Origin of the sequence: Amycolatopsis saalfeldensis (assembly GCF_900110575.1) — a bacterium.
In the GTDB taxonomy this organism is placed as follows: Bacteria; Actinomycetota; Actinomycetes; order Mycobacteriales; family Pseudonocardiaceae; genus Amycolatopsis; species Amycolatopsis saalfeldensis.
Map to the genome: position 1 here is coordinate 68673 of NZ_FOEF01000015.1, position 25173 is coordinate 93845.

Here is a 25173-nt window from a genome sequence, read left to right on the forward strand (position 1 = left end):
GCGGTGGCGCCGATCCGCGGATCGGACGTTCGCCGGGTCAGCCGGGAGCCGGCTCGGTCAGCATGGTGACGGCTTGGCGCCGCAGCGCGCGCTCGGCGTCGTCGTAACCCCAGCCGCAGTCGACGGTGAGGGTTCGCCAAGCGCCCAGCCCGAAACAGAACCACAGGCGGTCCGCGGTCCCGTCGACGTCGAGGTGCGGCGCGACGAGACCCGCCGCGACGAGGTGGGCGGCGGCTTCCCGGAGCGCGTCGCGGTACTCCTTCACCACGTGCTGCCACGTCTTTCGCGCGCCGTCGTCGCTCGCCATCGACGAGTACAGCAGGTCGACCGAGGGCTTGAACTGCTCGTTGTCCGCGCGGGTGCCGCGGGCCAGCGCCCCGGCGGCGGACCCGAGATCCGGGCTGGCCCGCACCTCGGCGTTGGTGCGGGCGGCGCAGGACTCCGCCAGGTCGGCGGCGAACAGCGTGTGCAGGACGTCGGTTTTCGTGCCCACGCTGGCGTACACCGTCTTCACGGCGGTTCCGGCCGCGCGCGCGATGTCGGCCATCGTCACCTTGGCGTAGCCGTGTGCGATGAACAGCTTCCGGGCGGTCGTGAGGATGTCCTGCTGGGTTTCGCTCGCGCCCTGGGCCCGCCGGGGCGAGTGGTACGAGCGGGGTGAAGCCGGCATCCGGTCAGATTACCTTGGCTGCCCGGCCCCCGAATTCATTGCAGATGCGCTAACCTGAATTCGGAGGGTCTCGGATCAGGGGGAAACGATGAGGATTCTGTTCAGCGCCGTGCCCGCTCACGGGCACCTGCTTCCCTTGGCCCCCTTGATGGAGGCGGCGGTGGCGGGCGGGCACACCGTCGGCCTGCTGGGCGGGCCGGGAGTGCGGCCGCTGGTCGCCGGCGAGCTGGACCCCGGGGTGCGCCTGCTCGGCGCCGGGGCCGGGGTGCCGGAGTTCCTGGCCGAGGCGGCCGCGCGGACCGGCGGTGACCCCACCCGGCCGGACCCGGCGATGCTCGGGGAGATCTTCGGCGCGGCCTGGCTGTCCCTCGACGGCGGCCAGGCGCTGCGGCACGCCCGTGACTGGGCGCCGGACCTGGTCGTCGCCGAGGCCTTCGACACGGTCGGCCCGCTGGTGGCCGCCGCGCTCGGAATTCCTTGGCACCAGGCGGGAATCGGCCCGGGGCTGGCCCCGGCGGCGGCCGAGGTGATCGAACGGGCCGTCGTCCCGTACTACCGGCAGGCCGGGATCGAGCCGGTGCCGGCGTCCGGTTATCTCGATCCGTGCCCGCCCGCGCTGCAGGCCCCTGGCTGGGCCGGCCCCGCGCCGCGGCTGCCGGTCCGGGCCAGGGCCCACCGCCGGCCGGGCCGTGAGCCCGTCGCCCTGCCCGCTTTCCGCGACCCGGACCGCCCGACGGTGCTGCTCACGCTGGGCACGGTGTTCACCGAGGAGAAAACGCTGGCCGCGCTGGCCTCGGCGGTCGCCGACGCGGAGGTGAACGTCCTGGCCACCCTCGGTTTGGTGCTCGCGCAGCCGCCCGAGACCACCGGCCGCGGCGAACTGCGGTACGTCTCGTTCGCGCCGATGGACCGGCTCCTCGACGGGGCGCGCCTGGTGGTCGCCGCCGGCGGCTCCGGCACGGTGCTGGGCGCGCTGAGCCGCGGCAAGCCGATGGTGCTCTGGCCCCAGGGCGCCGACCAGCCGGTCAACGCGGCCCTCGCCGCGGCCGCGGGCGTGGCGATCGTGGTCGGCTCGGCCGCCGAAGTCACCGCCGCCGTGACCCACGCCCTGCACGACGACGCACTGCACACCCGGGCGGCCGAGGTCGCCGCGGAAATCGCGCGCGCGCCGGAACCGGCGGAGGTCCTTGCCGTGCTTGTGGACCACGCGCAGCAGTCCCGCCACCGAGGTGAGGTGCCAGGCCCGGTTTTCGTGCGGTGAGGGTGCGGTGATTGCGGTGCGGTGCGCACAGGTGGTGGGGCCGGTCATCGTGCGGTGAAGGTGCGGTTCCCGCCGGGCGAGTGGGTGGACGGCCTCGACCTGGCGAGCGGGGCGCCGCCCTGCCGGGGCGGCGCGCGGGACCTTCGCGACGCAGTGAGGGGGCGGGGTAGTTCCCGCCGCGCTGGCGGGGCGGGGCGGGCGATCGCGAAGCGATGAGGATGCGGAAGGTCGGGCCGGTCGCCCCGACCGCGAGGGGGCGCCTGAGAAATCGATCGCCACGTGGAGGGTGCGGGTCGATTGCAGTGCGGTGAGTGCATGGGTGAGTGAAGAGAAATCGGTTGCCACGTGGAGGGCGCGGGGGCGGTTGCAGCGCGACGACAGCATGGGTGAGTGAAGTGGCTACCACACGGTCGCCGCGTGGTGGAGGAAGTGGCCGCCACTCTGAGGGCGCGGGGCGGTTGCAGCGCGGCAAGGGCATGGGCCAGGGAAGCGGCCGCCCCGCGGGTCGGCGTGTGGGGTGGAGGAAGCGGCGGCCACGTGGAGGGGCGGTTGCGTTGCGGCGAGTGCATGGGTGAGCGAAGTGGCTGCCACGCGGATTGGTGTGTGGGCGGTGGAAGTGGTCGCCACTCTGAGGGCGCGGGGCGGTTGCAGCGTGGCAAGAGCACGGGCCAGGGAAGCGGCCGCCCACACCGGCCGGCGTGGGGGTGGAGGAAGCGGCGGGCCACCTAGAGGCAAGTGGATTGGCCCGGAACGAGCACAGCCGGCGAAGGCGGTCGCCGTACGGTCGGCGCGCAGACACCGGAGCAGCCGTCACGCGGTCGAGGCGCGAGCGGCACTCAGTGGCGGCGGCGCCCGCACGGTGAGGGCCAGGCTCTAGCCGGCACCGTCGGCGATGTCGGCGACGCAGCGGAAGCCGGTGTTGCCGCTGGAGCTGTCGGGGCTGTTGGAGGTGCGGGCGGCGACCCGGTAGCGGTTGCAGTACGACTCGTGGCACAGGTACGAGCCGCCGCGCATGGATCGGTTCGCTTTCGCCCCGTCGAACCAGTCCGCGCACCATTCCCAGACGTTGCCGGAGACGTTGTACAGGCCGAAACCGTTGGGCTGGAAGGCATCGGCGGGGGCGGTGCCCGAGTAGCCGTCCTCGGCGGTGTCGTGCGACGGGAAGCGGCCCTGCCAGATGTTGCACCGGTGCCGGCCGTCCGGGGTCAGCTCGTCGCCCCACGGGTAACGCGCCTGGTCCAGGCCGCCGCGGGCCGCGTACTCCCATTCGGGCTCGGTGGGCAGGCGGAGGCCGGCCCAGGCGCAGTAGGCCGTCGCGTCGTTCCACGACACGTGGACCACGGGGTGGTCGGCGCGGTCCGCCACGGAGCTGCCGGGGCCTTCGGGACAGCGCCAGCTCGCGCCGGACACCCCGCACCACCACGGCGCCGCCGACGGGCGCGGGGAGGTCTTGCGCAGCGGGCCGGGCAGGAACTTCGCGAACACGTACGTCCAGCCGAAGTCCTCGGCCTCCGTGCGGTAGCCGGTGGCGTCGGCGAACTCGGCGAACCGCTCGTTGGTCACGGCGCGGGCGTCGATCGCGAACGGGGCCACGGTGACCGCGCGGACGGGGCCTTCGTGGTCTTCGGGGAAACCGTCCGGGTCGTCGGTGCCCATGCGGAAGGTGCCGCCGGGCACCACGATCATGCCGTCCGGGACGGAGGCGCGGGCGGCAGGCGCGGCCGGCACAGCGCGGGCCGGGTGAGTGCCGGACCGGCCGGGCGGGCAGCAGCTGGACACGGGCGTCGCTCCTCACCGTCGGCCGGGGGCGCCGGTCCGGAGTGGACAAGCACCGGCGAACGCGGAACCTACCACCCTGAGCGCGCCGGCCGGGACCCCGCGCCGGGCCCCGGCCGGCCGCGGGCCTCAGTTGTAGAAGTGGATGTAGCGGAAGTCGCCCACGTTCACGTCGTGGCGCAGGTAGTGCCCGTCACCGGCCCAGTTGTAGTCCTCGACGGTCGCGGTGCCGCCGTGCACACTGTCCACAATGGCCACGTGACCGTAGGTGCCGTTGTCGGTCTGCGCGATCGAGCCGGGGGTGGGCGAGTTGTCGACGCGGTAGCCGTGCTGGCGCGCGTTGTCGTCCCAGTACTTGGCGTCGCCGTAGTTGGAGGCGCTTTCGCCGTGGCCGGCGACGTTGAACGCCGCCCAGGAGACGCACTCGCGGTTGTACATGTTCCAGTCGTCGACGACCGAGTCCTGCGGGATGTCGCGCCACTTCGCGGGATAGGTGTCGCCGATCGTGTCCTGCGACGTCGACGCCGCCGCGGTGCCGAACTGGGCCGCCATCGACAACGCTCTGGCCGGTGCGGCGGTGGCGGTCGCCGTGCCGGTGGAGACGAGCACGGCAGCGGCGGCGAGGGTGGTCAGGGCCCGGGTGAGACGGCGCATGGCGGATGCCTTTCTGCGACGGGGACTGGCGAAGTGCCGCGGAACGTAACCGCGGGCCCACGCCGCGTACCAGGAGGAAGTGGACAGAAGCCCGAACACGGGGTGAATCCGCAGGTCGGCGCGCGCTGTCCACAGAATTGCGTCACCACTCCCACCGGGGCCCGCACAGGCCGGGGCGCACGTCGCGGGCGGCGAACGTGACCGCGTGCGTGGTGCCGATCCGCAACGGCGCGCCGGGGTGCCGCGGGCCCGACAGCCCGCGTTGCTCGTAGGCCCGCACGCGCCGCGGCACGTTCAGCCCGAACTGCACCTGGCACACGTACTCGGGCACCGGCCGCGTGAACCGCCGGTGGTAGTGGTCGATCCGCTCGCCGGGCGGGAACACAATCTCGTACTCGACGGCGGTCACCTCACCCGCCGCGAGCACGCGGTCGAGGTGCAGCTCGCCGACGGTCATGCCGCTCGCGCGGTCGACGCGCACCCGGCCGGTCCGCGCGAACCGCACACCCTGGTACCGCGGCTCGCCGGGCAGCGGGTGATCGGACTGGTGGTAGGTCATCAGCCGGTCGACGCCGTCCATCGTGGCCTCGGCGACCAGGTGCACCCGCAGTGCGCGCTCGCTGCCGCCGTCGTCCACGAGCACGCGGTCGTGGATCGACCAGAACGCGAGCTGGCCGTCCGGCGGCGGCTTCAGCTCGGCCGAGAACGGGCGCAGCTCGGGCCAGAGCCGCCGGCGCTCGACGCGGTCCGCCGGCCGTCCGAGCCATCGCCCGCGCGGTGCCCGCGGGCCGAGCTGCGAGGTCAGCGTGCCGGGGGACAGGCTCAGCACGGCTTCCAGGTGCGTCACGGCCTCCAGCGAAGCGGACCGTTCCGGTTGGGAGCGGCCGCGGCGCCAGTAGGACAGGGCTGAGCGCGACAACGTCACCCCGCGCGCGGCGAGGTGGTGCCGGAGCCGGTCGAGCGAGAGCCCGGACTCCTCGATCGCGGCGTCCAGCGTGACCGCGAACGATGCGGGGTGGGACGGGGGCACCGGCCCATCATGATCACTCGCGAGGGCCGTGCGGAACCGCCGAAAGTCCTGCTCCGCGGCGGCCGCGGCGAACCGGGGCCCGGTGAACTCAACCTTCCGGGGGCCCGGACCGTCCATGATGGGGGGACATCCGTCACCGGGGAAACTGGGGAAGCACGTGCCACCGATCGACGCCCGCGAACCGCTGCGCGCGGCGCGCAAGCCGTTGGAAACGCGGAAACCCGCGCAGCGCAAGGGGTTCCTGAGAACCTACGGCTGGCGGGTGTACGCGCTGCCGGTGCTGGCAGTGGTCACGGTCCTGGTCGGGGTCCAGTCCGCGACGGCCCCGGCACCGTCGGCGCAGCAGCCGGCAGGCTCGCCGCCGGCCGGTACCGCCCCCGTCTCGGAAGCGGCCGGACCGGGCGTCCGGGAGAACCCGGCCGCCCCGGTGGACCTGAACGGCGAGACCGCGGTCCTGCCGAACGGCGGTGACTTCACCTTGTCCGGCAAGGGGAACTGGCACGTCGTGCCCGGCTCCGGCGAGAAGATCGGCACCGGGCGGCTCTACCGCTACACCGTCGAGGTCGAGGACGGCATCGACCCGTCGAGCTACGCCGGCGACGACAGCTTCGCGAGCGCGGTGCAGGGCACCCTGTCGGACGCCAAGAGCTGGACCGCCGACGGGAAGCTCGCGCTGCAACGGGTGGACGGCAGCTCGGCGCGACCGGACTTCCGCGTCAGCCTGACCACCCCGGACACCACCCACCGCCCGGACACCTGCGGGTTCTCCATCACCTACGAGGCGTCCTGCTTCCGCAGCAGCAAGCACCGCGTGCTGATCAACCTGGCCCGCTGGGTGCGCGGCGCGAAGGCCTACGGCCCGAACCTGAGCGGCTACCGGGTGTACGCGATCAACCACGAGGTCGGCCACGCGCTGGGCCACTCGCACGTCGGCTGCGGCGGCGACGGGCAGCCCGCGCCGGTGATGATGCAGCAGTCGTTCGGCGTCGCCGACGACTACGTGGCCCGCCTCAACGACGTGCCGGGCGGCGACCAGGGCGCGGTCCCCGCCGACCACCGCACCTGCGTGACCAACGAGTGGCCGTTCCCGGACGGGCACTGACCGGCTCGGGTTGCACTGGGGCTGATCCCGGCCACGCGTATAACGACCTATACGTCCGCCCGCTCGTGCTCCAGCAGCGCGAGCGGGATCCCGGCCAACCGCCCCGGATCGATGACGACCTCGTAGGCCGTGACCAGGTCGTCGGCCACGGTGATGCGGAGGATGGCGGTGAGGCGGCCCGCTGGGGCGAGGACCAGGCCGGGCCGTCCGTCGACCAAGGCGAGTTCGGCCAGTGCGGCCCGGGCGCTGAAGAACTGCGTGCCGCGGGCGACGGCGTCCGCGCCGCGCAGGACCGGCGGCGCGCCGGCGGGCAGGGTGGCCGGATCGGCGCCCCGGACGACGTCCGGGGCCAGCACCCGGAGCAGTTCGGCCAGGTCGCCGCCGCGGGCCGCCGCCAGGAAGGCCTGGACCACTTGCGCGTGCCGGGCCAGCTCGGCCTCCGGAAGCGCGGGAGTGCCGCGCACACGGAGCCGGGCCCGGCTGGCGAGCTTCTTCGCCGCGACGGGGGTGCGGTCCACGATCGGCGCGATGGCGTCGAACGGCACCGCGAACAGGTCGTGCAGCACGAAGGCGACCCGTTCGGCCGGGGTCAGGGTGGCCAGCACCACCAGCAGCGCGCGGCCGACCTCGCCCGCGCGCACGACCTCGTCCTCCGGCCCGCCCTGGACGCCGTGCTCCGGCACCTGCTCGAACGGCGTTTCGCGGCGGGCCCGCAACGCGTCGAGGCACACCCGTGAGACGACCGTGGTCAGCCAGGCGGCGAGGTTGGCGATCCCGGCGGTCCCCGCGGCTCCGGTGATCCCGGTGGGTTCCGCGCTGCCCGCAGGGTGCCGGGCCAGCCGCAGCCAGGCCTCCTGCACGGCGTCCTCGGCTTCGGCGGCGGAGCCCAGCAACCGGTGGGCGAGCGCGCGCAACCGGGGCCGTTCCGCCTCGAACCGCAGCGCCAGGGTCTTGTCCTCGGGCATCGGTCACCTTTCCTCGTCCTGCTTCGTCGGGTTCGGCAGGGAGACCGAGTACCGACACAAGAGAAGGAACCGAACCGGATGACCGACATGCTAACCGAGGCGCTGCTGCTGCACCTCGACTCCAGCGCCGACGGGGCCGAGTCCGTGAGCCGGCGGCTGACCGCGTTGTTCGCGTCGGCCTGGCGCGGGCCGGTGCGCCGCCGCGACCTGGCCGAGGAGCCGGTGCCGCTGATCCGCGCGCCGTACACGACGCTCGGCCGCCGCGTGGAACGGCGCGGGGCCACCGCGCTCGACGACGTCGCCGCGCTGGCCGCCGACGAAGGCGAGCTGCGCGAGTGGGCGCTGACCCGCCCGTTGATCGATCAGGTCCGAGCCGCGCACACGGTCCTGCTGGGGGTGCCGATGTACAACTTCACCGTGCCCGCCACGCTGAAAGCCTGGATCGACCGGCTCACGTTCCCGGGCGCGTTCACCGGCCCGGCGACGGGGGAGCAGGTGCTGCGCGGCACGAACTTCGTGGTGGTCCTCGCACGGGGCGGCGGTTACGGGCCCGGCACCCCGCGCGAGGCGTTCGACTTCCAGCTGCCGTACCTGCGCGCGTACCTGACGAATCTGGGCGTGGCCCCGGAGCGCCTTTCGTTCGTGAAGGCGGAGCTGACCCGCGTACGCGAGATCCCGGCGCTGGCCGGCATGGAGCCGCTGGCCGCCGAGTCACTGGCCACGGCCATCGCGGAGGTGACCGAGCTGGCCGGGAAATTACAGGCACAGTAACGGAAAGCCCGCCGGGAGGTCTCCCGGCGGGCCGCCGTCGTCAGCCGGGCTAAGTCAGATCCGAACACGCTTTCGCGTCCGGATCCTTGGCTCCGCCGGGCGACCACCGCACGTTCGCGAACGAGGCCGAGAACGCGCCGTCGGTGTAGACCAGGAACGGGGTGTTGACGTTCTGGAAGTCCAGCCCGTTCGCGAAGCACGACAGCGGGATCTTCACCGTCGCCTTCTGGCCCGCGGGCAGGTCCGTGAACAGCTTGGTGGCCTTGACCTCCGAGAAGCACGGGTAGACGCAGTGCATGCTCACCACCGTGCGGTTCACCGGTGGCGAGTTCACGATCACGTCGAACTCCAGCGCCGAATCCGCGTTGAGATAGCCGCGCAGATCGTTGGTGCCGCTGGGGTTCTGCAGATACACCTGGCCCGCACCGGTGCCGGTCCAGGTCGTCTTCAGCCCGTCCGCCTGCACGTTGACATCGGCCGGGACCACGTTGATCGCCGAATGCGACGCGGTGCCGTTCGGGCCGATCAGGGTGCCGCCCCAGTTCTCCGCCGAGCCGATGAAAGCCTGGTACGGAGCCACGGCGGTGCGGTCGAAGATCGGCAGGTCCTCGGTCGCGGTGCCGCCGCCCCCGGTGGACCCGCAGGTGACCGGGCCCTCGGTCTCGTCGAGCTGGCCGACGGTGGCGTGCTGCCCGGTCTTGAGGCCGTAGCCGAGCGGGAACAGCGGATCGTAGTTCGGGCTCCAGGGGTTCAGCGGCGTCTGGCACGCGCTCTTGGGCCAGGAGTACGACAGCTTGGCCTGGAAACCGGTGCCGTCCTTGCCCTTGACCAGCATGTCGGCCACGCCGCCGCCCTCGGTGCCGGGCAGCCAGGCCTCGACGAACGCGTCGGAGCGGTTGAGCTCCTTGTTCACGTACAGCGGGCGGCCGCTGACGTAGACCGTGACGACCGGGGTGCCCTTGCCGCTGACCTTGTCCAGCGTCGCCAGGTCCTCGGGGTAGAGCTTCGCCGCCTCCAGCGTCTTGCGCTGCAGGTCGCCGACACCCTCGGCGTACGGGGTCTCACCGATCACCGCGATGACGGCGTCGTAACCCTTGGGGTCCACGGTGCCGGTGGGGTCGTAGGTGACGTTCGCGGTGCCGAGGTCCTGTCGCAGCCCTCCGAGGATCGACGTGGCGTTGGGGAAGTCGGCGTTGGTGTTGCCGGTGCCCTGCCACGACAGCGTCCAGCCGCCGGTCTGGTTCGAGATGCTGTCGGCGCTCTTGCCGACCACCAGCACCTTCGACTTCGGCTTCAGCGGCAGCACGTTGTTGTTGTTCTTCAACAGGGTCTGCGATTCGCGCACGGCGTCGCGGGCGAGCCAGTTGTCCTTCAGCGCCTCGTCGGAGTTGGCGTACGAGCGGTCCGACGGCTTCTGCTCGTCCAGGATCCCGGCGCGCAGCTTCACCCGCAGGATGCGGGTGACCGCGTCGTCGATGCGCGACTGCGCGATCTCGCCGTCGCGGACCTGGGCGACGGTGTTGGTGATGAACGCCTTCCAGTCGTTCGGGACCATCACCAGGTCGATGCCGGCGTTGATCGCGCGCGGGCAGCTGGCGTTGGTGCAGCCGGTGACCTGGCCGATGCCGTTCCAGTCGGACACGACCAGGCCGTCGAAGCCGATCTTGCCCTTGAGGATCTGGTTCAGCGCCTTGTCGCTGCCGTGGATCTTGCCCTCGTTGATGCCGAGGTCGGGATTGGTCCAGCTGTTGAACGACGCCATCACGGTCTGGCTGCCCGCGGCGAGCGCGCCGTAGTAGCCCTGGCCGTGGATGTTGATCATGTCGGCCTCTGAGGAGGCGTTGACGCCCTGGTCCTGGCCGTTGGTGGTGCCGCCGTCGCCGATGAAGTGCTTGGCGGTGGCGATCACGCCGTTGTAGCCGATGCGCTTGGTCGCGCCGTCCTGCAGGCCGTTGATGGCCTCGTACCCGTAGGCGCGGGTGATGCGCGGGTCCTCGGAGAAGCCCTCGTAGGTGCGGCCCCAGCGGTCGTCCTGGACCACGGCCAGCGTCGGCGCGAAGGCCCAGTCCTGGCCGGTCGCGCGGATCTGGCGGGCGGTCGCGTTCTCGACGTCGCGGACCAGGCACGAGTCGTGGGCCGCGCCGAGCGCGATGTTCTGCGGGAAGACGGTGGCGCCGTAGACGTTGTTGTTGCCGTGCACGGCGTCGATGCCCCAGATCACCGGGATCCGGGTGCGGGTGGACTTCGAGGCGGTCCAGTAGGCGTCGGCCAGGTTCAGCCAGTCCTGCTGGGTGGCGTGCTTGTTGCCGCCCGGCCACGAGCCACCGCCGTTGAGCACGGAGCCGATGGCGTACTGCTTCACCTCGTCGGGCGTGATCGCGGAGATCTCGGGCTGCGTCATCTGCCCGACCTTCTCCTCCAGCGTCATGCCGGCGACGATCTGGGCGATGCGCTGCTCATCCTTCGGGTTCTTGGCGATCTGGCTGTCGACCTTCGGCCAGTCCGAGAGGGTCGGCAGGTTCTGCTCGATGCGGGCGCAGCCGTTCTTGTCGAGGGCGGGCTGCCCGATTTCGGGCTGCGCGGCGGGGGCGGGTGCCGCGGCGGGGCTGGGTGCCGCGTGGGCGACACCGCCGAGCAGCGTGAGGCCGGCGAGCGCGGCGACTGTGGTCCGGCGGGCCCGGGACCACCCGGGGGATCTTCTGGCCATCTACTCCTCCGTTCTGAAGAGGCGGCGAGCGGGCCCGGCGGGGCCCAGGCGATCCTGACCGGGCAAAGCGGAGCCCGTCAATAGGTCCGGACCCTTCGGAAGTCTTGTTAATTCTCGACTCGAATTAAGGCGGATAGGTAACGGGCGGACCCGGGCCCGGCCGATCGCGCGGCCGGGCTGCGGGGGAGCGGTCAGCGGAGGGCGCCCGTGGGCAGGACGGCGTGCACACCCCAGGTCTGGTTGGCGACCTGGGTGACCCGCAGGTCCACCACGGGGCTGGCCAGCGCCAGCGCCGCCGGGCGGTCGAGGCCGTGCAACGCCTGCAGCCAGGTGAGCATCGCGCCGAGCGCCGCCGCGGTGGCCTCGTTGAGGTCTTCGTGGAAGCCGAACGTGATCCGGCCGGCGGGGGTCTCGGCGTGGACGCCCGGCACCGGGCGCTGCGCGGCCGGGACGACGTCGAGGGCCAGGCGGGTGGTCATCGGGCACTCGATCGCGGTGCCGCCGACCTCGCCGTCGCCCTGGGCGGCGTGGCCGTCGCCGAGGTGCAGCAGCGCGCCCGGGACCGTCACGGGCAGGTACAGCGTCGACCCGGCGACGAGCTCGCGGCAGTCGATGTTGCCGCCGCCCTCGGGCCGCGGCGGGATGGTCGAGTGCTCGCCCGGCTCGGCCGGCGGCAGGCCCAGCACCCCGAGGAACGGCGCGAGCGCCACGGTCTGGCCGCGGTCGCTGGTGCCGGTGTCCGCGTCCAGCTCCCACAGCAGGTGCCCGGGCGGCCCGTCGGCGACGCCGAGACGGCGGGTGAGCCAGGTGTCCTTCGCCGCCGCCACCGTCCAGCCCCACTCGCCGGGGCGCAGGTCTTCGATCCTGATCGCCAGCACCGTGCCCGGCTCGGCGCCCCGCACGGCGATCGGCCCGGTGAGGCAGTGGCCGCGGCCCGGCTCGAACATCCGCGGCCGCTGCTCTCCTGGCGTGCGCTGCCGTTCCAGGAACCCGTGTGCGTCAAGGGAACCCGCCACGACGGTGTCGCCGGCGTCCACGGTCAGCACGGGCGGGGTCTCGCGGCTGAAGCAGTCCACGGTCGTCGCGGGCGTGGGCTCGAGGCGGTGCTGGGTCATAACGGGTGCTCCCTGGGTTGCCGGCGCTCGCGGGTGATCGTCGCACGCCGGGTGGGAGAGCGCTCTCACACATGCTAGAAAGAACACGTGACCACGCAGCAGCCGCCGACGTTGGAGGACGTGGCGCGCGTGGCCGGCGTCTCGCGCGCCACCGTTTCGCGAGTCGTGAACGGGGTGCGCAACGTCGACCCGCGGCTGCGGGAGACGGTGGAGCGCGCCATCGCGGAGACCGGGTACGTGCCGAACCAGGCCGCGCGGTCGCTGGTGAACCGCCGCACGGCGACGGTCGCGGTGGTCGTCTCCGAGCCCGACCGCCACATCGGCCAGGAGGAGTTCGGCGGCGGGGTGTTCGGCGACCCGTTCTTCGGCCGGGTGCTCGACGGCGCGCTCGCCGAACTGCGCCCGCACGGCCTGCACCCGCTGCTGATGGTCGTCGACAGCGACGACGAGCGGGCCAAGCTGGTGGGCAAGCTGCGGCAGGAGAACGTCGGCGGGGTGCTGATGATCTCCTTGCACGGCACCGATCCGCTGCCCCGCATGCTCACCGAGGCGGGCATGCCGACCGCGCTGTTCGCCCGGCCGACGCGGCCCGCGCCGGTGTGCTGGGTCGACGTCGCGCACCAGGACGGCGCCCGCCTCGCGGCCGACCGCCTGGTCGCCCGCGGCTGCCGGCACGTGGCGACGATCGCGGGCCCGGGCGACACCGCGGCCGGCCAGGACCGCCTGGCCGGCTTCCGCGACGCGATGGCGCGGCACGGGCACGCGTACGTCGCCGTGGCCGAGGGCAACTTCACCCAGTTCGGCGGCGAACAGGCGATGGAACGGCTGCTCGCCGAGGAACCCGGGCTGGACGGGCTGTTCGTCGCCAACGACCTGATGGCGTACGGCGCCTTGTCGGTGCTGCGCGACGGCGGCCGCCGCGTCCCGGACGACGTCGCCGTGATCGGCTTCGACGACAGCCCGGCCGCGCTCACCTGCCGCCCGCGGCTGACCACGGTCCGCCAGCCGGTCGAGGACATGGGCGCGGCGATGGTGCGGATGGTCCTCGACCGGATGGCCGACCCGGACCTGCGCGCGGTCTCCCGCGTCTTCGACCCGATCCTGATCGAACGCGACTCGGGCTGACGCGGCAGGGCCAATTCCTCACCCGGTCACGCTGCGCCATCTCCGGCCCGGCCCGCGAGGCTGCGGCTTGGCGATGCTGTGGCCTGGCCCGCGACGCTGCGGCCTGGCCGCGCCGCGGGACCCCGTCGTCAGGGACAGCGCTTCAGCCGCGCACCAGGCTCTGGTGTTCCACCGCCACTTTCGCGATGTCGCCTGCCAGCGCGCGGGCCGAGGGCTCGGCGCCGGACTGCTGCTCGCCGCGGGCGAGCACGACGAGCTGGGCGAGGTGGGCGCCGACCAGCGGCAGCAGCCGGTGGCTGAAGTCCTGGCCGTGCGCGTCGCGCAGCGCCACCAGGTCGGCCGGGGTGATCAGGCCCGGCAACCGGTGTCCACTGTGGATGTTCACGTCGGGCAGCCCGGCCCGCGTGCGCACCGCCTGCAGCCGGTCCAGCAGCTCGCGCTGCCCGGCCAGCACCTGCCCGGTGACGGCGGTCGCGGCGCCGTGGGAGTCGGCCAGTTCCAGTGCGGCCACGGCGTTCTCGGTCATCGGCACGGTCAGCTCGAGCCACGCGACGTCGGTCTGGTTGAACGCGGAAGAGACAGCGGGGGCGGCGGTCGGGCCCGCCGCGGTGGTGGTGGCGCAACCGGCGGCGAGCAGCGCCACCACCACGAGCGCGACGGCGCCCTTCACGGCCGGCCGGGGAGCCGGTAGTTCGGGCCGAGCACACCGCCGCGGTCCGGCTTGTACACGTCGAACCCGCGCGGATCGCACTGCAGGCCGCCGTTGATGCAGTGGGTGACCATCGCGGCGAGCGTCTCCGGGTCCCAGGCGTTGAAGAAGTCGTAGTGCCAGGAGTACCCGCGCCCGCTGGCCAGGTGCACGCCGGACATGTCGCCGGAGACCGGGAACGCCATCTTGAACTCCAGCATCGGCACCGGCACCGGGTGGTCGGCCGGGCAGGTCAGCGAAACCGGGTCCGGGTAGGCCATGTGGCTGCGGTGGTCGGCCGAGTCGAGGTGCACGCCGTCCCAGCAGCTCGGGGCCTGGTAACGGATGTTGAGCTGGCTGCCGGGCGTGCAGGTCACCGGGATGTCCCAGTTGTGGAAGCTCTCCCCGCATTCCCAGCCCTCGATGGCGCCGGGCGCGTGCTGGAACTCGTCCTGCGTCGCGTTCATGCTGCCCGCGAGGTAGCGCAGCCCCTGCGGGAACGGCTTGACACTCTTGTAGTCCAGCACGCCGGACTTGTAGTAGACGACCTGCGCGAAGTTCGGCAGCACGACCTGGTCGCCGTTGAGCACGGTCGGGAACCAGTACGCCGACAGGTCGTCCGGCGCGAGGCAGGTGGTGTTGCCGGTGCCCGCGGCGAGCAGCGACTCGGTGGTGGTGTTCGCGTTGGTGGTGTTGTTGCCGAGGAAGGTGTGGTCGTGCGAAGCGCCGGGCAGGCCCGGGTAGACGATCGGGTCGTCGGGCTGGTGGTGGCTCGGCGAGCAGTTGACCTGGAACTCGTGGTGGGTCACGACGTCGTCCGCGCCGGCGGTACCGGCGGTGCCGGTCAGGAAGGCGGCGGCGAGTGCCGCGGCGGCCGCGCAGGCGAGGAGCGCGAGTTTCGAAGACAAGAGTCCTCCACGGTGAGGGGGCCGATGTGGGAGAGCGCTCTCCAGAAAGCATGTGACCGGGCCGGGCTCCTGTCAAGAAGCACCCGGGTGTCACGAGTAGTCGGTTTCTGTCCAGTTTCGGCCTGGTTTCGGCGAAACCCTTGACACAGCCCGGTAGTGGCGCGAATCTTCCCTGCGCACTGGAGAGCGCTCTCCCATTGTCCCCTGCCGCGGGAGTCATCGTGGACCGAACGTTGCCCGTGACCGTGCGCCCCCGTTCCGCGCTGGCGCTGGCCGTCCTGCTCGTGCTCTGCTGGCTGGCCGTCCCGCCTGCCGCCCGGGCCGCGAGCCTGCTGTCCCAAGGGAAGGCGGCGACGGCGTCGTCCAGCGAAGGCGCGGGCACCCCCGCCTCCGCCGCGGTCGACGGCGACGCCGGCACCCGCTGGTCGAGCGCCTTCGCCGACCCCGCCCACGCCGATCCGCAATGGTTGCAGGTCGACCTCGGCGCCACCGCGACGATCACCCAGGTCACCCTGAACTGGGAATCGGCCTACGCCACGGCGTTCGAGATCCAGGTTTCCGACGACGCCGCGAACTGGCATCCGGTCTACAGCACCACAACCGGCGCCGGGGGAGTGCAGACGCTGAGCGTCAGCGGCTCAGGCCGGTACGTCCGGATGTACGGCACCCACCGCGTCGGCGGCTACGGCTACTCGCTCTGGGAGTTCCAGGTCTCCGGCAGCTTCGGCGGCACCACCCCGGCCGGGCCCGGCGTGGTGAAGGTGACCGGCTCGCAGGGCAACTGGCAGCTGACTGTGGACGGCGCGCCGTACGTGGTCAAGGGCCTCACCTGGGGCCCGCCGGTCGGCGAGGCCGCCACGCGGATGCCGGAGCTGCACGAGGCCGGCGTGAACACCGTCCGCACCTGGGGCACCGACGCCACCACCCAACCGCTGCTCGACGCCGCGGCGGCCAACGGCCTCAAGGTGATCAACGGCTTCTGGCTGCAGCCGGGCGGCGGTCCGGGCAGCGGCGGCTGCGTCGACTACCTCACCGACACCACCTACAAGAACACCATGCTCGGCGAGATCCAGCGCTGGGTCACCCAGTACCGCGACCACGCGGGCGTGCTGATGTGGAACGTCGGCAACGAGTCGATCCTCGGCATGCAGAACTGCTACTCCGGCACCCAGCTGGAGCAGGAGCGCGTGGCCTACACCCAGTTCGTCGAGCAGGCCGCGCAGGCGATCCACGCCATCGACGCGAACCACCCGGTCACCTCCACCGACGCGTGGACCGGGGCCTGGCCGTACTACAAGGCGTACGCGCCGAGCCTGGACCTGTACTCGGTCAACGCGTACAAGCAGGTCTGCCAGGTGAAGCAGGACTGGAACGCCGGTGGTTACACGAAGCCCTACATCGTCACCGAGACCGGTCCGGCCGGCGAGTGGGAGGTGCCGAACGACGCGAACGGCGTGCCCGCGGAGCCGACCGACGTGCAGAAGCGCGACGGTTACGTGAACGCGTGGAACTGCATCCTCGGCCATCCCGGCGTGGCGCTGGGCGCGACGCTGTTCCACTACGGCAGCGAGGGCGACTTCGGCGGCGTGTGGTTCAACATCACCACCGGCAACGAGAAGCGGCTCTCCTGGTACGCCGTCCGCAAGCTCTACAGTGGACGGACCGACGGCAACACCCCGCCGGTGATCGGCTCGATGAACCTGAGCCGCACCACCGACGTGCCGGCCGGCGGCACGTTCACCCTGACCGCCGACGTGGCCGATCCCGACGGCGACCCGATCACGTACACCATGGGCTACAACAGCAAGTACATCAACGGCGCGGGCGGCCTGATCCCGGCGCAGTTCACCGGCGGCGGCCCGTTCACCGTCACCGCGCCGTCGGCGCTCGGGGTGTGGAAGCTCTACCTCTACGCCCGCGACGGCCACGGCAACGTCGGCATCGAGACCCGTTCCCTGCGGGTGGTCGCGCCGCCGGTGAGCGGCACGAACCTCGCGCGCGGCGCCGTCACCACCGCGTCGAGCTACCAGGCCGACGGACCCGGCGCGCCGTACCCGCCGCAGGCCGCGACCGACGGCGACGCGAACACCCGGTGGGCCAGCGACTGGAGCGACCCGCAGTGGCTCCAGGTGGACCTCGGCCACTCGCAGTCCTTCGACCACGTGCAGCTGATCTGGGAGTCGGCCTACGGCAAGGCCTACGAGATCCAGGTCAGCGACGACGGCACCACCTGGCACAGCGTCTACACCACCACGACCGGCGACGGCGGCGTGGACGATCTGGCGATCAGCGGCACCGGGCGGTATGTCCGGATGTCGGCCACCCAGCGCGGCACGACGTACGGCTACTCGCTGTACGAGTTCGGCGTGTACCGCACCTGACCCCCGGGGGCGGGGGACCGGCGGCGCCGGCGGGAGTGGATCACCCGCCGGCGCCGCCGAACTTCCACCACCGCCCCGCCGCGGCTCCTCTCGCGCGAGTAGGTTGGCGATCACAAGCCCGGTCATGTGAAGCGATGGGAGTGACGACGGATGCGCACTGCGAAGGTGGACGTCCCGACCGAGGACGGCACCGCCGACTCGTACCTGGCTGTCCCGGACGGCGGTCCCCATCCCGGGGTGCTGCTGTTCCCGGATGCGTTCGGGCTGCGCCCCCGGATCGAGGAGATGGCGAACCGGATCGCCGAGCGCGGGTACGCCGTGCTCGCGCCGAACCTGCTCTACCGCGGTGGGCCGGCAGGGCAGGTCGACATGGCCGGGCTCGAGGACCCGGAGAAGCGCGGGGAGATCTTCGGCAAGATCATGCCGCAGATCCAGGCGCTCGACACCGCCGCGATCACCCGTGACGCGCGGGCCTACCTCGACTTCTTCGCCGCGCAGGAGGGCGTCGACCCGGGCCCGGTGGTGATCACCGGCTACTGCATGGGCGGCACCAACGCGCTGCGCGTGATCGAGGCGTTGCCGGACCGCGTCAAGGCGGTCGGCAGCTTCCACGGCGGCCGCCTCGCCACGGACGAGCCCGACAGCCCGCACCTGGCCGTCGGCGCGATCACCGGCGAGCTGTACTTCGGTCACGCCGACCAGGACCACGCGATGACGGCGGAGCAGATCAAGACGCTGGAGGCCGCCCTCGACGAGGCAGGCGTGCGCTACACCTCCGAGGTCTACGAGGGCGCGCCGCACGGTTACACCATGACCGACACGGCGGCCTACCACGAAGAGGGCGAACGGCGGCACTGGGAGAACCTGTTCGCGCTGCTGGAGCGCGTCAACGGCTGAACCCGGTCCCGCTCAGCGGAACTCGGGCCGGAACCGGGGCATCGTGTCCACAAAGGACGCGCGGCCCCGGTTTCTCCGTGTTCGGGGAGGCCGCGCCGCCGCAGAGGTTCGCACCTTAATTCGAGTCGAGAAGAAAATACCCGTGAAGGATTGCCCGGCCGGTGGCGAGCATGCATACTTTCTCGCGGGCGCAGCGAAGTCGTCGGTTATTCACCGTCCTCGCCCCCTCTCGACGGCCTCTCCGTCGCCCGTTCCGGTCGATCCGTGCGGGCGCGCCCGGCGCGCCCCGGCAGAGAGGTGACAACGGTGTCCATCTCCCCCTTCCCCCTGGCCGCGGGCGGTGTCCCAGCATGAGAAGAAGACACTTCCTGCCGCTGCTCGGCGTCGCGGCCCTGGCCGTCTCGACGATGCTGGTGCCGACCGCGCAGGCCGCGAACGAGCCGGTGAACATCTGGCTGACCACGACGAACGACGCCGGCGGCCGCACGGTGACGCGGGGTTTGGAGAAACAGACCCCGATCGCGTTCTCCACCGGCACCGGCACCGGCCAGCAGACCATCACGGTCGACGACAACACCACCTACCAGCAGTTCGAAGGTGGTGGCGCCTCGTTCACCGACACCGCGGCGTGGCTGATGAACTCCTCCGGCGCGCTTTCGCAGAGCACCCGTGACGACGTGATGCAGAAGCTGTTCGACCCGAACACGGGGATCGGCCTGAGCTTCGTGCGGAACCCGATCGGGGCGTCCGACCTGGCCCGCACCAGCTACACGTTCGACGACATGCCCGCCGGGCAGACCGACCCAGGCCTGGCGCACTTCTCCATCGCGCACGACCAGGCCGACGTGCTGCCCCTGACCCAGCAGGCCAAGCAGCTGAACCCGCAGCTGAAACTCATGGCGTCGCCGTGGAGCGCGCCGCCCTGGATGAAGGACAACGACAGCTACAACCTGGGCTGGGTGCAGTCCCAGTACTACAACAACTACGCCCAGTACTTCGTGAAGTACTTGCAGGCCTACAAGAACGCCGGGGTGCCGATCGACTACCTCTCGGTGCAGAACGAGCCGACCTGCTGCGACGGCTACCCGTCCACCAACTGGAACGGCTCGGGCCTGGCCTACTTCACGAAGAACAGCCTGCTGCCCGCGCTGCACAGCGCGGGGCTGTCGACCAAGGTGCTGGCGCTGGACTGGAACTGGGACCAGTACCAGTCCTTCGCTGCCCCGTCGATGGACGACGCCGCGATCCGGACCGACCCGAACTTCGGCGGGATGGCCTGGCACGGCTACGGCGGGGACATCGGCCAGCAGACGACCGTGCACAACCAGTACCCGGACGTCAACGCGTACTCCACCGAGCACTCCGGCGGGACCTGGGTCGGCGACCAGCAGGCCGAGGACATGAACAACATCGTCGACTACACGCGGAACTGGAGCCGCACCGTCACCAAGTGGAGCCTCGCCGTGGACCAGAACATGGGCCCGCACAACGGGGGCTGCGGCACCTGCACCGGGTTCATCACCGTCCACAACGGAGACTCGCGCAGTGGCCAGGTCGACTACACCGTCGAGTACTACACCATGGGCCACCTGACGAAGTTCGTGAAGCCCGGCGCGGTCCGGATCAACTCGAACGACAACTCCACGGTGCGCAATGTGGCGTGGAAGAACCCCGACGGGTCCAAGGCGCTGATCGCCTACAACTCCAGCACCAGTGATCAGAACGTCCGGGTCAACTGGGCCGGTCAGTCCTTCAGCTACACCCTGCCCGGCCACACCTCGGCGACCTTCACCTGGTAGCCGTCCGTCCACAGGGGAGCCCCCGTCCGGATCGCGCCGGGCGGGGGCTCAGCCGGGCAGCGGTTTCCGGGTGCGCCAGTTCGCCTCGATCTCCTCGAGTGAGCGGCCGGAGGTCTCCGGCACCTTCTTGAGCACGAAGACCAGCCCGATCAGCGAGAGCACCGCGTAGATGCCGAACACCCAGAAGCCGATGGCGTTCAGCAGGTCCGGGAAGGTCAGCGAGAACAGGAAGTTGAACACGTACTGGGTGAAGGTCACCACGCCCATGCCGATCGCCCGGGCGCGCAGCGGCAGCACTTCCGGCACGTAGAGCCAGAACACCGGCCCGAGGCCGAACCCGAACGCGAACGTGTAGACGAACACGCAGACGACGTCCAGCGTGCTCTGGTGCGGGAACAGCGCGAGCAGCAGCAGCGGCACCACCTGGACGCCGAGGCTGATCGCCAGCAGCTTCACCCGCCCGAGCCGGTCGATGAACGGCAGTGACAGTGCGGTGGAGAGCACCAGGGCGCCGCCGACGCTGTAGTTCGCGATGATGCCGGTGTCGCTGGTGTGCTCGGCCAGGCCCTGGAACACCGTCGGCGCGTAGTAGACGACCGCGTTGATGCCGGTGAACACCTGGAAGAACGTGAGCACCAGCGTGATCGTGAGCGCGGGCCGGTAGCGGCGGAACAGGTCGCCCAGCCGGGCTTCCTGCACCGACAGGCTGGCGGTCACCTCGCCGGCTTCCCGGACGGCGTCGGCCTTCGTGGGACGCAGCCGGGTCAGCACGCCGACCGCTTCGGCCTCGCGTCCGCGCAGGATCAGCCAGCGGGGACTGCGCGGGCTGGCGAGCATGCCGGCGAAGAAGAGCGCGGCCGGGGCGGCGCCGAGTCCCAGCATCCACTGCCACGATTCGGAGCCGGCCAGCGCGTCTCCCGCGGCGTACGCGCACAGGATGCCGATGTTCACGCCCAGCTGGTACAGCGCGCTGATCATGCCGCGGGTGCGTTTCGGGGCCAGCTCGGTCAGGTAGATCAGGCCGAACATGTTGGCCAGGCCCACCGCCAGCCCGAGCACGAACCGCGCGAGCAGCAGCCAGCCGACGCTCGGCGCGACCGCGCAGCCCACCGAGCCGACGACGAAGATGACGCCGGCGACCAGCAGCAGCGCGCGCCGGTCGTAGCGCCGGGCGACGAGTGTGCCCGCGACGATCGAGGGCAGCGCGCCCAGCAGGATCAGGCTGGTGACCAGCCCCTGCGCGGTGGAGCTCAGGCCGAACTGCTTGGTGACAAAGGGGAGCGCGGTCGATATCGCGCCCGAGTCGTAGCCGTAGAGCAGCCCGGCCATGCCCCCGAGCACCGCCACGACGGCGACGAAACGGGGCATGCGGGCGGTGGCTGGGGCGGGCTGCAGGATGGTCCGGTCCGGCACGGGCGATCGGCCTCCGGTCTCGCGACAGTGCGATGCGGTTGGGGACGGCTGGGGGAGAGCTGGGGAGAGCTTGGGAGAGCACGGCGCAGAATTTCCTATAGGATATCTGCGGAGAGGACTCTAGCCAGAGGGGCCTTGGTAGTGTCAAGACCTGGATTTTCCGAACCGTCCGGCCGGAGCGGCCGGGGGAGGTGGCGATGTCGGCGTCGACGAAACCTATAGGGTCGGCTCGCGGGCCGGCCGGGCCGCTAGAGTCCCGTCCTGTGGAGGACAGCGGCCGCCGGGGTCTCACCGACCGGGTCTACGAGGAGATCAAGGCCCTGGTGATGGACCACGGGATCGAGCCGGGCGCGCGGGTGGGCATCGAAAGCCTGGCGCGCCGGCTGGAGGTTTCGCCGACCCCGGTGCGGGAGGCGCTCGCCCGCCTGGAATCCGACGGCCTGGTGACGAAGCGTTCGCAGGCCGGCTACCGCGCGACCGAACTGCTTTCGGTCGAGGGCCTGGTGGACCTGTTTGACATGCGGCGCCTGCTGGAGCCGCGGGCCGCGGCGCTGGCCGCCGTCCACGCCACCGACGAGCAGCTGGATCACCTCGAAACGACCGTCGAGGGCATGCGCAGCCACCCCGTCACCGGTGAGCGGTACCTGGTCTACCGCCGGTTCGCCGCGCTGGACCAGGAGTTCCACGACACGCTCGCGGCCGCGTCCGGCCGCCCGCTGCTGGCCCAGGCGGTGCAGCGGCTCCACACGCACCTGCACATGTTCCGCCTCAACACCGCGCCCGGCGACGCACTGACCACAGTGGACGAACACGACCGCGTGCTGCGGGCCGTGCTCCGCCGCAACCCGGACCGCGCGGCCGAGGCGATGGAGCAGCACCTGAGCGGCAGCTGGGAGCGCCACATCGCGGTAATGGACGGCAACCCCGCGAAGAAGTAACGGCTCGTTCCGCAGTGTGGGACGGCAGGTGAGACGAAGCCGTAGCTGCGCCCGCGCCGCCGGTGGGGCACGATGGAGTGATGGCGATCAAGCATGACGAGTGACCCCACCACCCGGCCCGCGCGCCCGGATTTCCCGGCGCACGAGCTGCGCGTCGCGCAGCTGCTGAAACAGCTGGCGGCGATCCCCCGCCACGGCACGGTCCGGCTGGCGAAACGGACTTCCAACCTGTTCCGCTCGCGGGCCGCGACGAAAACCCCGGGGCTGGACGTTTCGGGCTTCACCCACGTGCTGCGCGTAGACCCGGAGACCCGCACGGCCGAGGTCGAGGGCATGGTCACCTACGAGCAGCTGGTCGACGCCACCCTGGCGCACGGGCTGATGCCGCTGGTCGTGCCGCAGCTGAAGACCATCACCCTCGGGGGCGCGGTGACCGGGCTCGGCATCGAGTCCTCCTCGTTCCGCAACGGCATGCCGCACGAGTCGGTGCTGGAAATGGAGCTGCTGACCGGCGACGGGCGGGTGGTGGTGGCCCGGCCGGACAACGAGCACAGCGAGCTGTTCCACGGCTTCCCCAACTCCTACGGCACGCTCGGCTACGCGTTGCGGCTGCGAATCGAGCTGGAGCCGGTGAAGCCGTACGTCCGGCTGCGCCACGTCCGCTACGACGACCGGGAAACCTACTTCACGGCGCTCGGCGCGGCCTGCCGCGCCAGCGCCCACGAGGGCGAGGCCGTCGACTTCGTGGACGGCACCGTGTTCGGGCCGGACGAGATGTACCTGACGCTGGGCACCTTCACCGACACCGCGCCCGAGACCAGCGACTACACCTGGCTCGGCATCTACTACCGCTCGATCCAGCGCCGCCGCACCGATCACCTCACCGTGCGCGACTACCTGTGGCGGTGGGACACCGACTGGTTCTGGTGCTCACGCGCGTTCGGCGTCCAGAGCCGGCTCCCGCGGCTGCTGCTCGGCCGCCGGCTGCTGCGCTCCTCGGTGTACTGGAAGCTGGTCGCGCTGGACCGCCGGCTGCGGTTCGCCGAGCGGCTGCTGAAGGCGCGCGGCCTGCCGCCGGAGGAGACGGTGGTCCAGGACATCGAGGTGCCGCTGGAGCGGGCCGCGGAGTTCCTGGAGTTCTTCGAGCGCGAGATCCCGATCAGCCCGGTCTGGGTGTGCCCGCTGAAGGGCCGCCCGGGCGGCGTGAGCTGGCCGCTGTACGAGATGAACCCGGACGCGCTGTACGTCAACTTCGGGTTCTGGTCGGCGGTGCCGCTCGATCCGGGCGAGGCGGGCGACACGCACAACCGGATGATCGAGGCCGAGGTCACCGCCCTCGGCGGCCGGAAGTCGCTGTACTCGGACAGCTTCTACGAAGCCGACGAGTTCTGGCGGCTCTACAACGGCGACGCCTACCGGAAGCTCAAGGGAGTCTACGACCCGGACAGCCGGCTGCTGGACCTGCACGAGAAGTGCGTGCGGCGGCGCTGACCGCACCGGCCTGAGAAGAGAGAGAAGAACATGAACAAGGTCCTGACCCCGGTCGGCGAGGTCTTCACGCGGCTGCTCGGCCCGAGCGCGGAGGTGTCGATCACGGCCTACGACGGCAGCCGCAGCGGTCCCGAAGACGCCCCGGTGGCGATCGAGGTGCGCTCCCCGCTGGCGCTGACGTACCTGATGTCCTCGCCGGGGGACCTCGGCCTGGCCCGCGCGTACGTGGCGGGCGCGCTGGAGGTCAAGGGCGACCTGTACACCGCGTTGCACGCGCTGGCCGCCCAGGTGGACCAGCTGACCACGGCCGACCGCGTCTGGCTGCTGCGCAAGCTCGGCTCGACGCACCTGCGCCGGGTGGCGCCGCCCGCCGAGGAGCTGCCGAGCCGGCTTCGCCGCACGGTGCAAGGACTCCGGCACTCGAAGGCGCGCGACAGCAGCGCGATCGCGAACCACTACGACGTGTCCAACCGGTTCTACGAGCTGGTGCTCGGCCCGTCGATGGCCTACACCTGCGCGGTTTTCCCCAAGGCCGAGGCCTCGCTGGAAGAGGCGCAGGCGAACAAGTTCGACCTGGTCTGCCGCAAGCTCGGCCTGAAGCCGGGCATGCGGCTGCTCGACGTCGGCTGCGGCTGGGGCGGCATGGCCGAGCACGCGGCGGAGCACTACGGCGTCACCGTCCTCGGCGTCACGCTGTCGCGGGAGCAGGCGAGCTGGGCGCAGAAGGACATCGTCGCGAAGGGCCTCGCGGACCGCGCCGAGGTCCGCCACTCCGACTACCGCGACGTCACCGAGACGGGCTTCGACGCGATCTCCTCGATCGGCTTGACCGAGCACATCGGGGCCCGGAACCTGGGCTCCTACTTCGGTTTCCTGGCCAAGCGGCTCAAGCCGGGCGGCCGGCTGCTGAACCACTGCATCACGAACCCGGACACGAGCGTCGCGCACCACTCGCGCGGGTTCATCGACCGCTACGTCTTCCCCGACGGCGAGCTGGAGGCCGTCGGCGAGATCGTCACGGCCATGCACGACAGCGGCCTGGAGGTCCGGCACTCGGAGAACCTGCGCGAGCACTACGCCTCCACGCTCGCGGGCTGGTGCGCGAACCTCGACGAGCACTGGGACGAGGCGGTGGCCGAAGCGGGCGCCGGCCGCAGCCGGGTGTGGGCCCTGTACATGGCCGCCTGCCGCCTCGCCTTCGAACGCCGGGAGATCGAGCTGCACCAGGTCCTCGGCGTGAAGGTCGAGCCAGGCGGCGAAGCGCACCTGCCGCTGCGGCCGGACTGGGGCGTCTGAGGCCTGCGCCCGCCGCCCGGGCCGGTCCGGGGCGGCGGGCGTTTGGTGTCCACTATGGACGATCGGTGACCGGTGAGGTAGCGAGCAGTTTCTCCCCGGCGCGGAGCTGTACCGCTCGGACCGGGTGTTTCAGCTGTGGGACTACAGCGGCGCCCACAGCCAGCTGCCCGGGAGCCGGGCGGCGGT

The 25173-nt window shown here is 71.6% G+C and carries 20 protein-coding genes; 10 read left to right on the plus strand and 10 right to left on the minus strand.

Annotated elements, in window-relative coordinates; genetic code table 11:
• Nucleotides 1-37: 37 nt before the first annotated feature.
• Nucleotides 38-670, minus strand: coding sequence for a TetR/AcrR family transcriptional regulator (locus BMY97_RS29365; RefSeq protein ID WP_091622766.1), 633 nt, complete (start codon nucleotides 668-670; stop codon nucleotides 38-40).
• 88 nt (nucleotides 671-758) lie between these two features.
• Between BMY97_RS29365 and BMY97_RS29370 the strand changes: the two genes are divergently transcribed.
• Nucleotides 759-1931: a glycosyltransferase gene (locus tag BMY97_RS29370; protein ID WP_091622769.1), complete on the plus strand. Its 1173-nt coding sequence runs from the start codon at nucleotides 759-761 to the stop codon at nucleotides 1929-1931.
• A gap of 873 nt (nucleotides 1932-2804) precedes the next feature.
• On the opposite strand, the gene BMY97_RS29375 is transcribed toward BMY97_RS29370, so the two are convergent.
• The 3 genes from BMY97_RS29375 to BMY97_RS29385 all read right to left on the minus strand — a co-directional run bounded on the left by BMY97_RS29375 (nucleotide 2805) and on the right by BMY97_RS29385 (nucleotide 5391).
• Complete coding sequence (locus BMY97_RS29375) at nucleotides 2805-3617, minus strand: formylglycine-generating enzyme family protein (RefSeq protein WP_091622772.1); 813 nt, start codon at nucleotides 3615-3617, stop codon at nucleotides 2805-2807.
• A gap of 219 nt (nucleotides 3618-3836) precedes the next feature.
• Complete coding sequence (locus BMY97_RS29380; RefSeq protein ID WP_091622774.1) at nucleotides 3837-4361, minus strand: CHAP domain-containing protein; 525 nt, start codon at nucleotides 4359-4361, stop codon at nucleotides 3837-3839.
• Between the two features lie 142 nt (nucleotides 4362-4503).
• Complete coding sequence (locus BMY97_RS29385; protein WP_143086329.1) at nucleotides 4504-5391, minus strand: XRE family transcriptional regulator; 888 nt, start codon at nucleotides 5389-5391, stop codon at nucleotides 4504-4506.
• Between the two features lie 157 nt (nucleotides 5392-5548).
• On the opposite strand from BMY97_RS29385, the gene BMY97_RS29390 reads away from it, so the two are divergent.
• Complete coding sequence (locus tag BMY97_RS29390; protein ID WP_245787556.1) at nucleotides 5549-6493, plus strand: DUF3152 domain-containing protein; 945 nt, start codon at nucleotides 5549-5551, stop codon at nucleotides 6491-6493.
• 47 nt (nucleotides 6494-6540) lie between these two features.
• On the opposite strand, the gene BMY97_RS29395 is transcribed toward BMY97_RS29390, so the two are convergent.
• Nucleotides 6541-7458 carry a sigma-70 family RNA polymerase sigma factor gene (locus BMY97_RS29395; RefSeq protein ID WP_091622782.1) on the minus strand — a complete coding sequence of 306 codons (918 nt, stop codon included), beginning with the start codon at nucleotides 7456-7458 and terminating at the stop codon, nucleotides 6541-6543.
• A 78-nt stretch (nucleotides 7459-7536) separates the two neighbouring features.
• Here BMY97_RS29395 and BMY97_RS29400 point away from each other — a divergent pair, with 78 nt between their 5' ends.
• The gene (locus BMY97_RS29400; RefSeq protein WP_245787557.1) at nucleotides 7537-8229 is read left to right on the plus strand and encodes an FMN-dependent NADH-azoreductase; all 693 of its coding nucleotides are present in this window, start codon (nucleotides 7537-7539) and stop codon (nucleotides 8227-8229) included.
• 49 nt (nucleotides 8230-8278) lie between these two features.
• Here BMY97_RS29400 and BMY97_RS29405 read toward each other — a convergent pair whose 3' ends face one another.
• Complete coding sequence (locus tag BMY97_RS29405; protein WP_091622785.1) at nucleotides 8279-10936, minus strand: glycoside hydrolase family 3 protein; 2658 nt, start codon at nucleotides 10934-10936, stop codon at nucleotides 8279-8281.
• Between the two features lie 191 nt (nucleotides 10937-11127).
• Nucleotides 11128-12051 carry an acetamidase/formamidase family protein gene (locus BMY97_RS29410; protein WP_091622788.1) on the minus strand — a complete coding sequence of 308 codons (924 nt, stop codon included), beginning with the start codon at nucleotides 12049-12051 and terminating at the stop codon, nucleotides 11128-11130.
• An 87-nt stretch (nucleotides 12052-12138) separates the two neighbouring features.
• Between BMY97_RS29410 and BMY97_RS29415 the strand changes: the two genes are divergently transcribed.
• Nucleotides 12139-13176 (plus strand): LacI family DNA-binding transcriptional regulator, encoded by a 1038-nt coding sequence (locus tag BMY97_RS29415; RefSeq protein WP_091622790.1) that lies wholly within the window; start codon nucleotides 12139-12141, stop codon nucleotides 13174-13176.
• Between the two features lie 142 nt (nucleotides 13177-13318).
• Here the strand turns inward: BMY97_RS29415 and BMY97_RS29420 are convergent, their stop codons facing one another.
• A complete protein-coding gene (locus BMY97_RS29420) occupies nucleotides 13319-13846 on the minus strand; it encodes a DUF305 domain-containing protein (protein WP_091622793.1) in 528 nt (175 codons plus the stop codon).
• A complete protein-coding gene (locus BMY97_RS29425) occupies nucleotides 13843-14772 on the minus strand; it encodes a DUF1996 domain-containing protein (protein ID WP_091622796.1) in 930 nt (309 codons plus the stop codon). Before BMY97_RS29425 ends, BMY97_RS29420 begins: the two co-directional genes overlap by 4 nt.
• A 221-nt stretch (nucleotides 14773-14993) precedes the next feature.
• Here BMY97_RS29425 and BMY97_RS29430 point away from each other — a divergent pair, with 221 nt between their 5' ends.
• From BMY97_RS29430 to BMY97_RS29440, 3 genes are all read left to right on the plus strand, one after another.
• Nucleotides 14994-17153, plus strand: a complete 2160-nt coding sequence (locus BMY97_RS29430) for a discoidin domain-containing protein (protein WP_425425342.1) — start codon at nucleotides 14994-14996, stop codon at nucleotides 17151-17153.
• 150 nt (nucleotides 17154-17303) lie between these two features.
• Nucleotides 17304-18050, plus strand: a complete 747-nt coding sequence (locus tag BMY97_RS29435) for a dienelactone hydrolase family protein (RefSeq protein WP_091622799.1) — start codon at nucleotides 17304-17306, stop codon at nucleotides 18048-18050.
• A gap of 350 nt (nucleotides 18051-18400) precedes the next feature.
• Entirely contained in the window at nucleotides 18401-19849 is a 1449-nt protein-coding gene (locus BMY97_RS29440; RefSeq protein ID WP_245787558.1) for a glycoside hydrolase family 30 protein, read from the plus strand.
• Nucleotides 19850-19897: 48 nt separating this feature from the next.
• Here BMY97_RS29440 and BMY97_RS29445 read toward each other — a convergent pair whose 3' ends face one another.
• Nucleotides 19898-21217, minus strand: coding sequence for a sugar porter family MFS transporter (locus BMY97_RS29445; protein WP_091623183.1), 1320 nt, complete (start codon nucleotides 21215-21217; stop codon nucleotides 19898-19900).
• 308 nt (nucleotides 21218-21525) lie between these two features.
• On the opposite strand from BMY97_RS29445, the gene BMY97_RS29450 reads away from it, so the two are divergent.
• The 3 genes from BMY97_RS29450 (at nucleotide 21526) to BMY97_RS29460 (ending at nucleotide 24987) form a co-directional block, all read left to right on the plus strand.
• Complete coding sequence (locus tag BMY97_RS29450) at nucleotides 21526-22200, plus strand: GntR family transcriptional regulator (protein ID WP_218156907.1); 675 nt, start codon at nucleotides 21526-21528, stop codon at nucleotides 22198-22200.
• Nucleotides 22201-22293: 93 nt separating this feature from the next.
• On the plus strand, nucleotides 22294-23691 hold the full coding sequence (locus tag BMY97_RS29455) for an FAD-binding oxidoreductase (RefSeq protein WP_091622804.1): 1398 nt from the start codon (nucleotides 22294-22296) through the stop codon (nucleotides 23689-23691).
• A gap of 30 nt (nucleotides 23692-23721) precedes the next feature.
• Nucleotides 23722-24987 carry an SAM-dependent methyltransferase gene (locus BMY97_RS29460; protein WP_091622807.1) on the plus strand — a complete coding sequence of 422 codons (1266 nt, stop codon included), beginning with the start codon at nucleotides 23722-23724 and terminating at the stop codon, nucleotides 24985-24987.
• The last annotated feature ends 186 nt before the right edge of the window (nucleotides 24988-25173 follow it).

Coding starts and splice junctions, on each gene's coding strand:
- BMY97_RS29410 (WP_091622788.1), bottom strand. CDS start 12,051: ATGACCCAGCACCGCCTCGAGCCCACGCCCGCGACGACCGTGGACTGC.
- BMY97_RS29400 (WP_245787557.1), top strand. CDS start 7,537: ATGACCGACATGCTAACCGAGGCGCTGCTGCTGCACCTCGACTCCAGC.
- BMY97_RS29440 (WP_245787558.1), top strand. CDS start 18,401: ATGAGAAGAAGACACTTCCTGCCGCTGCTCGGCGTCGCGGCCCTGGCC.
- BMY97_RS29375 (WP_091622772.1), bottom strand. CDS start 3,617: ATGATCGTGGTGCCCGGCGGCACCTTCCGCATGGGCACCGACGACCCG.
- BMY97_RS29405 (WP_091622785.1), bottom strand. CDS start 10,936: ATGGCCAGAAGATCCCCCGGGTGGTCCCGGGCCCGCCGGACCACAGTC.
- BMY97_RS29460 (WP_091622807.1), top strand. CDS start 23,722: ATGAACAAGGTCCTGACCCCGGTCGGCGAGGTCTTCACGCGGCTGCTC.
- BMY97_RS29380 (WP_091622774.1), bottom strand. CDS start 4,361: ATGCGCCGTCTCACCCGGGCCCTGACCACCCTCGCCGCCGCTGCCGTG.
- BMY97_RS29395 (WP_091622782.1), bottom strand. CDS start 7,458: ATGCCCGAGGACAAGACCCTGGCGCTGCGGTTCGAGGCGGAACGGCCC.
- BMY97_RS29435 (WP_091622799.1), top strand. CDS start 17,304: ATGCGCACTGCGAAGGTGGACGTCCCGACCGAGGACGGCACCGCCGAC.
- BMY97_RS29370 (WP_091622769.1), top strand. CDS start 759: ATGAGGATTCTGTTCAGCGCCGTGCCCGCTCACGGGCACCTGCTTCCC.
- BMY97_RS29445 (WP_091623183.1), bottom strand. CDS start 21,217: ATGCCCCGTTTCGTCGCCGTCGTGGCGGTGCTCGGGGGCATGGCCGGG.
- BMY97_RS29365 (WP_091622766.1), bottom strand. CDS start 670: ATGCCGGCTTCACCCCGCTCGTACCACTCGCCCCGGCGGGCCCAGGGC.
- BMY97_RS29455 (WP_091622804.1), top strand. CDS start 22,294: ATGACGAGTGACCCCACCACCCGGCCCGCGCGCCCGGATTTCCCGGCG.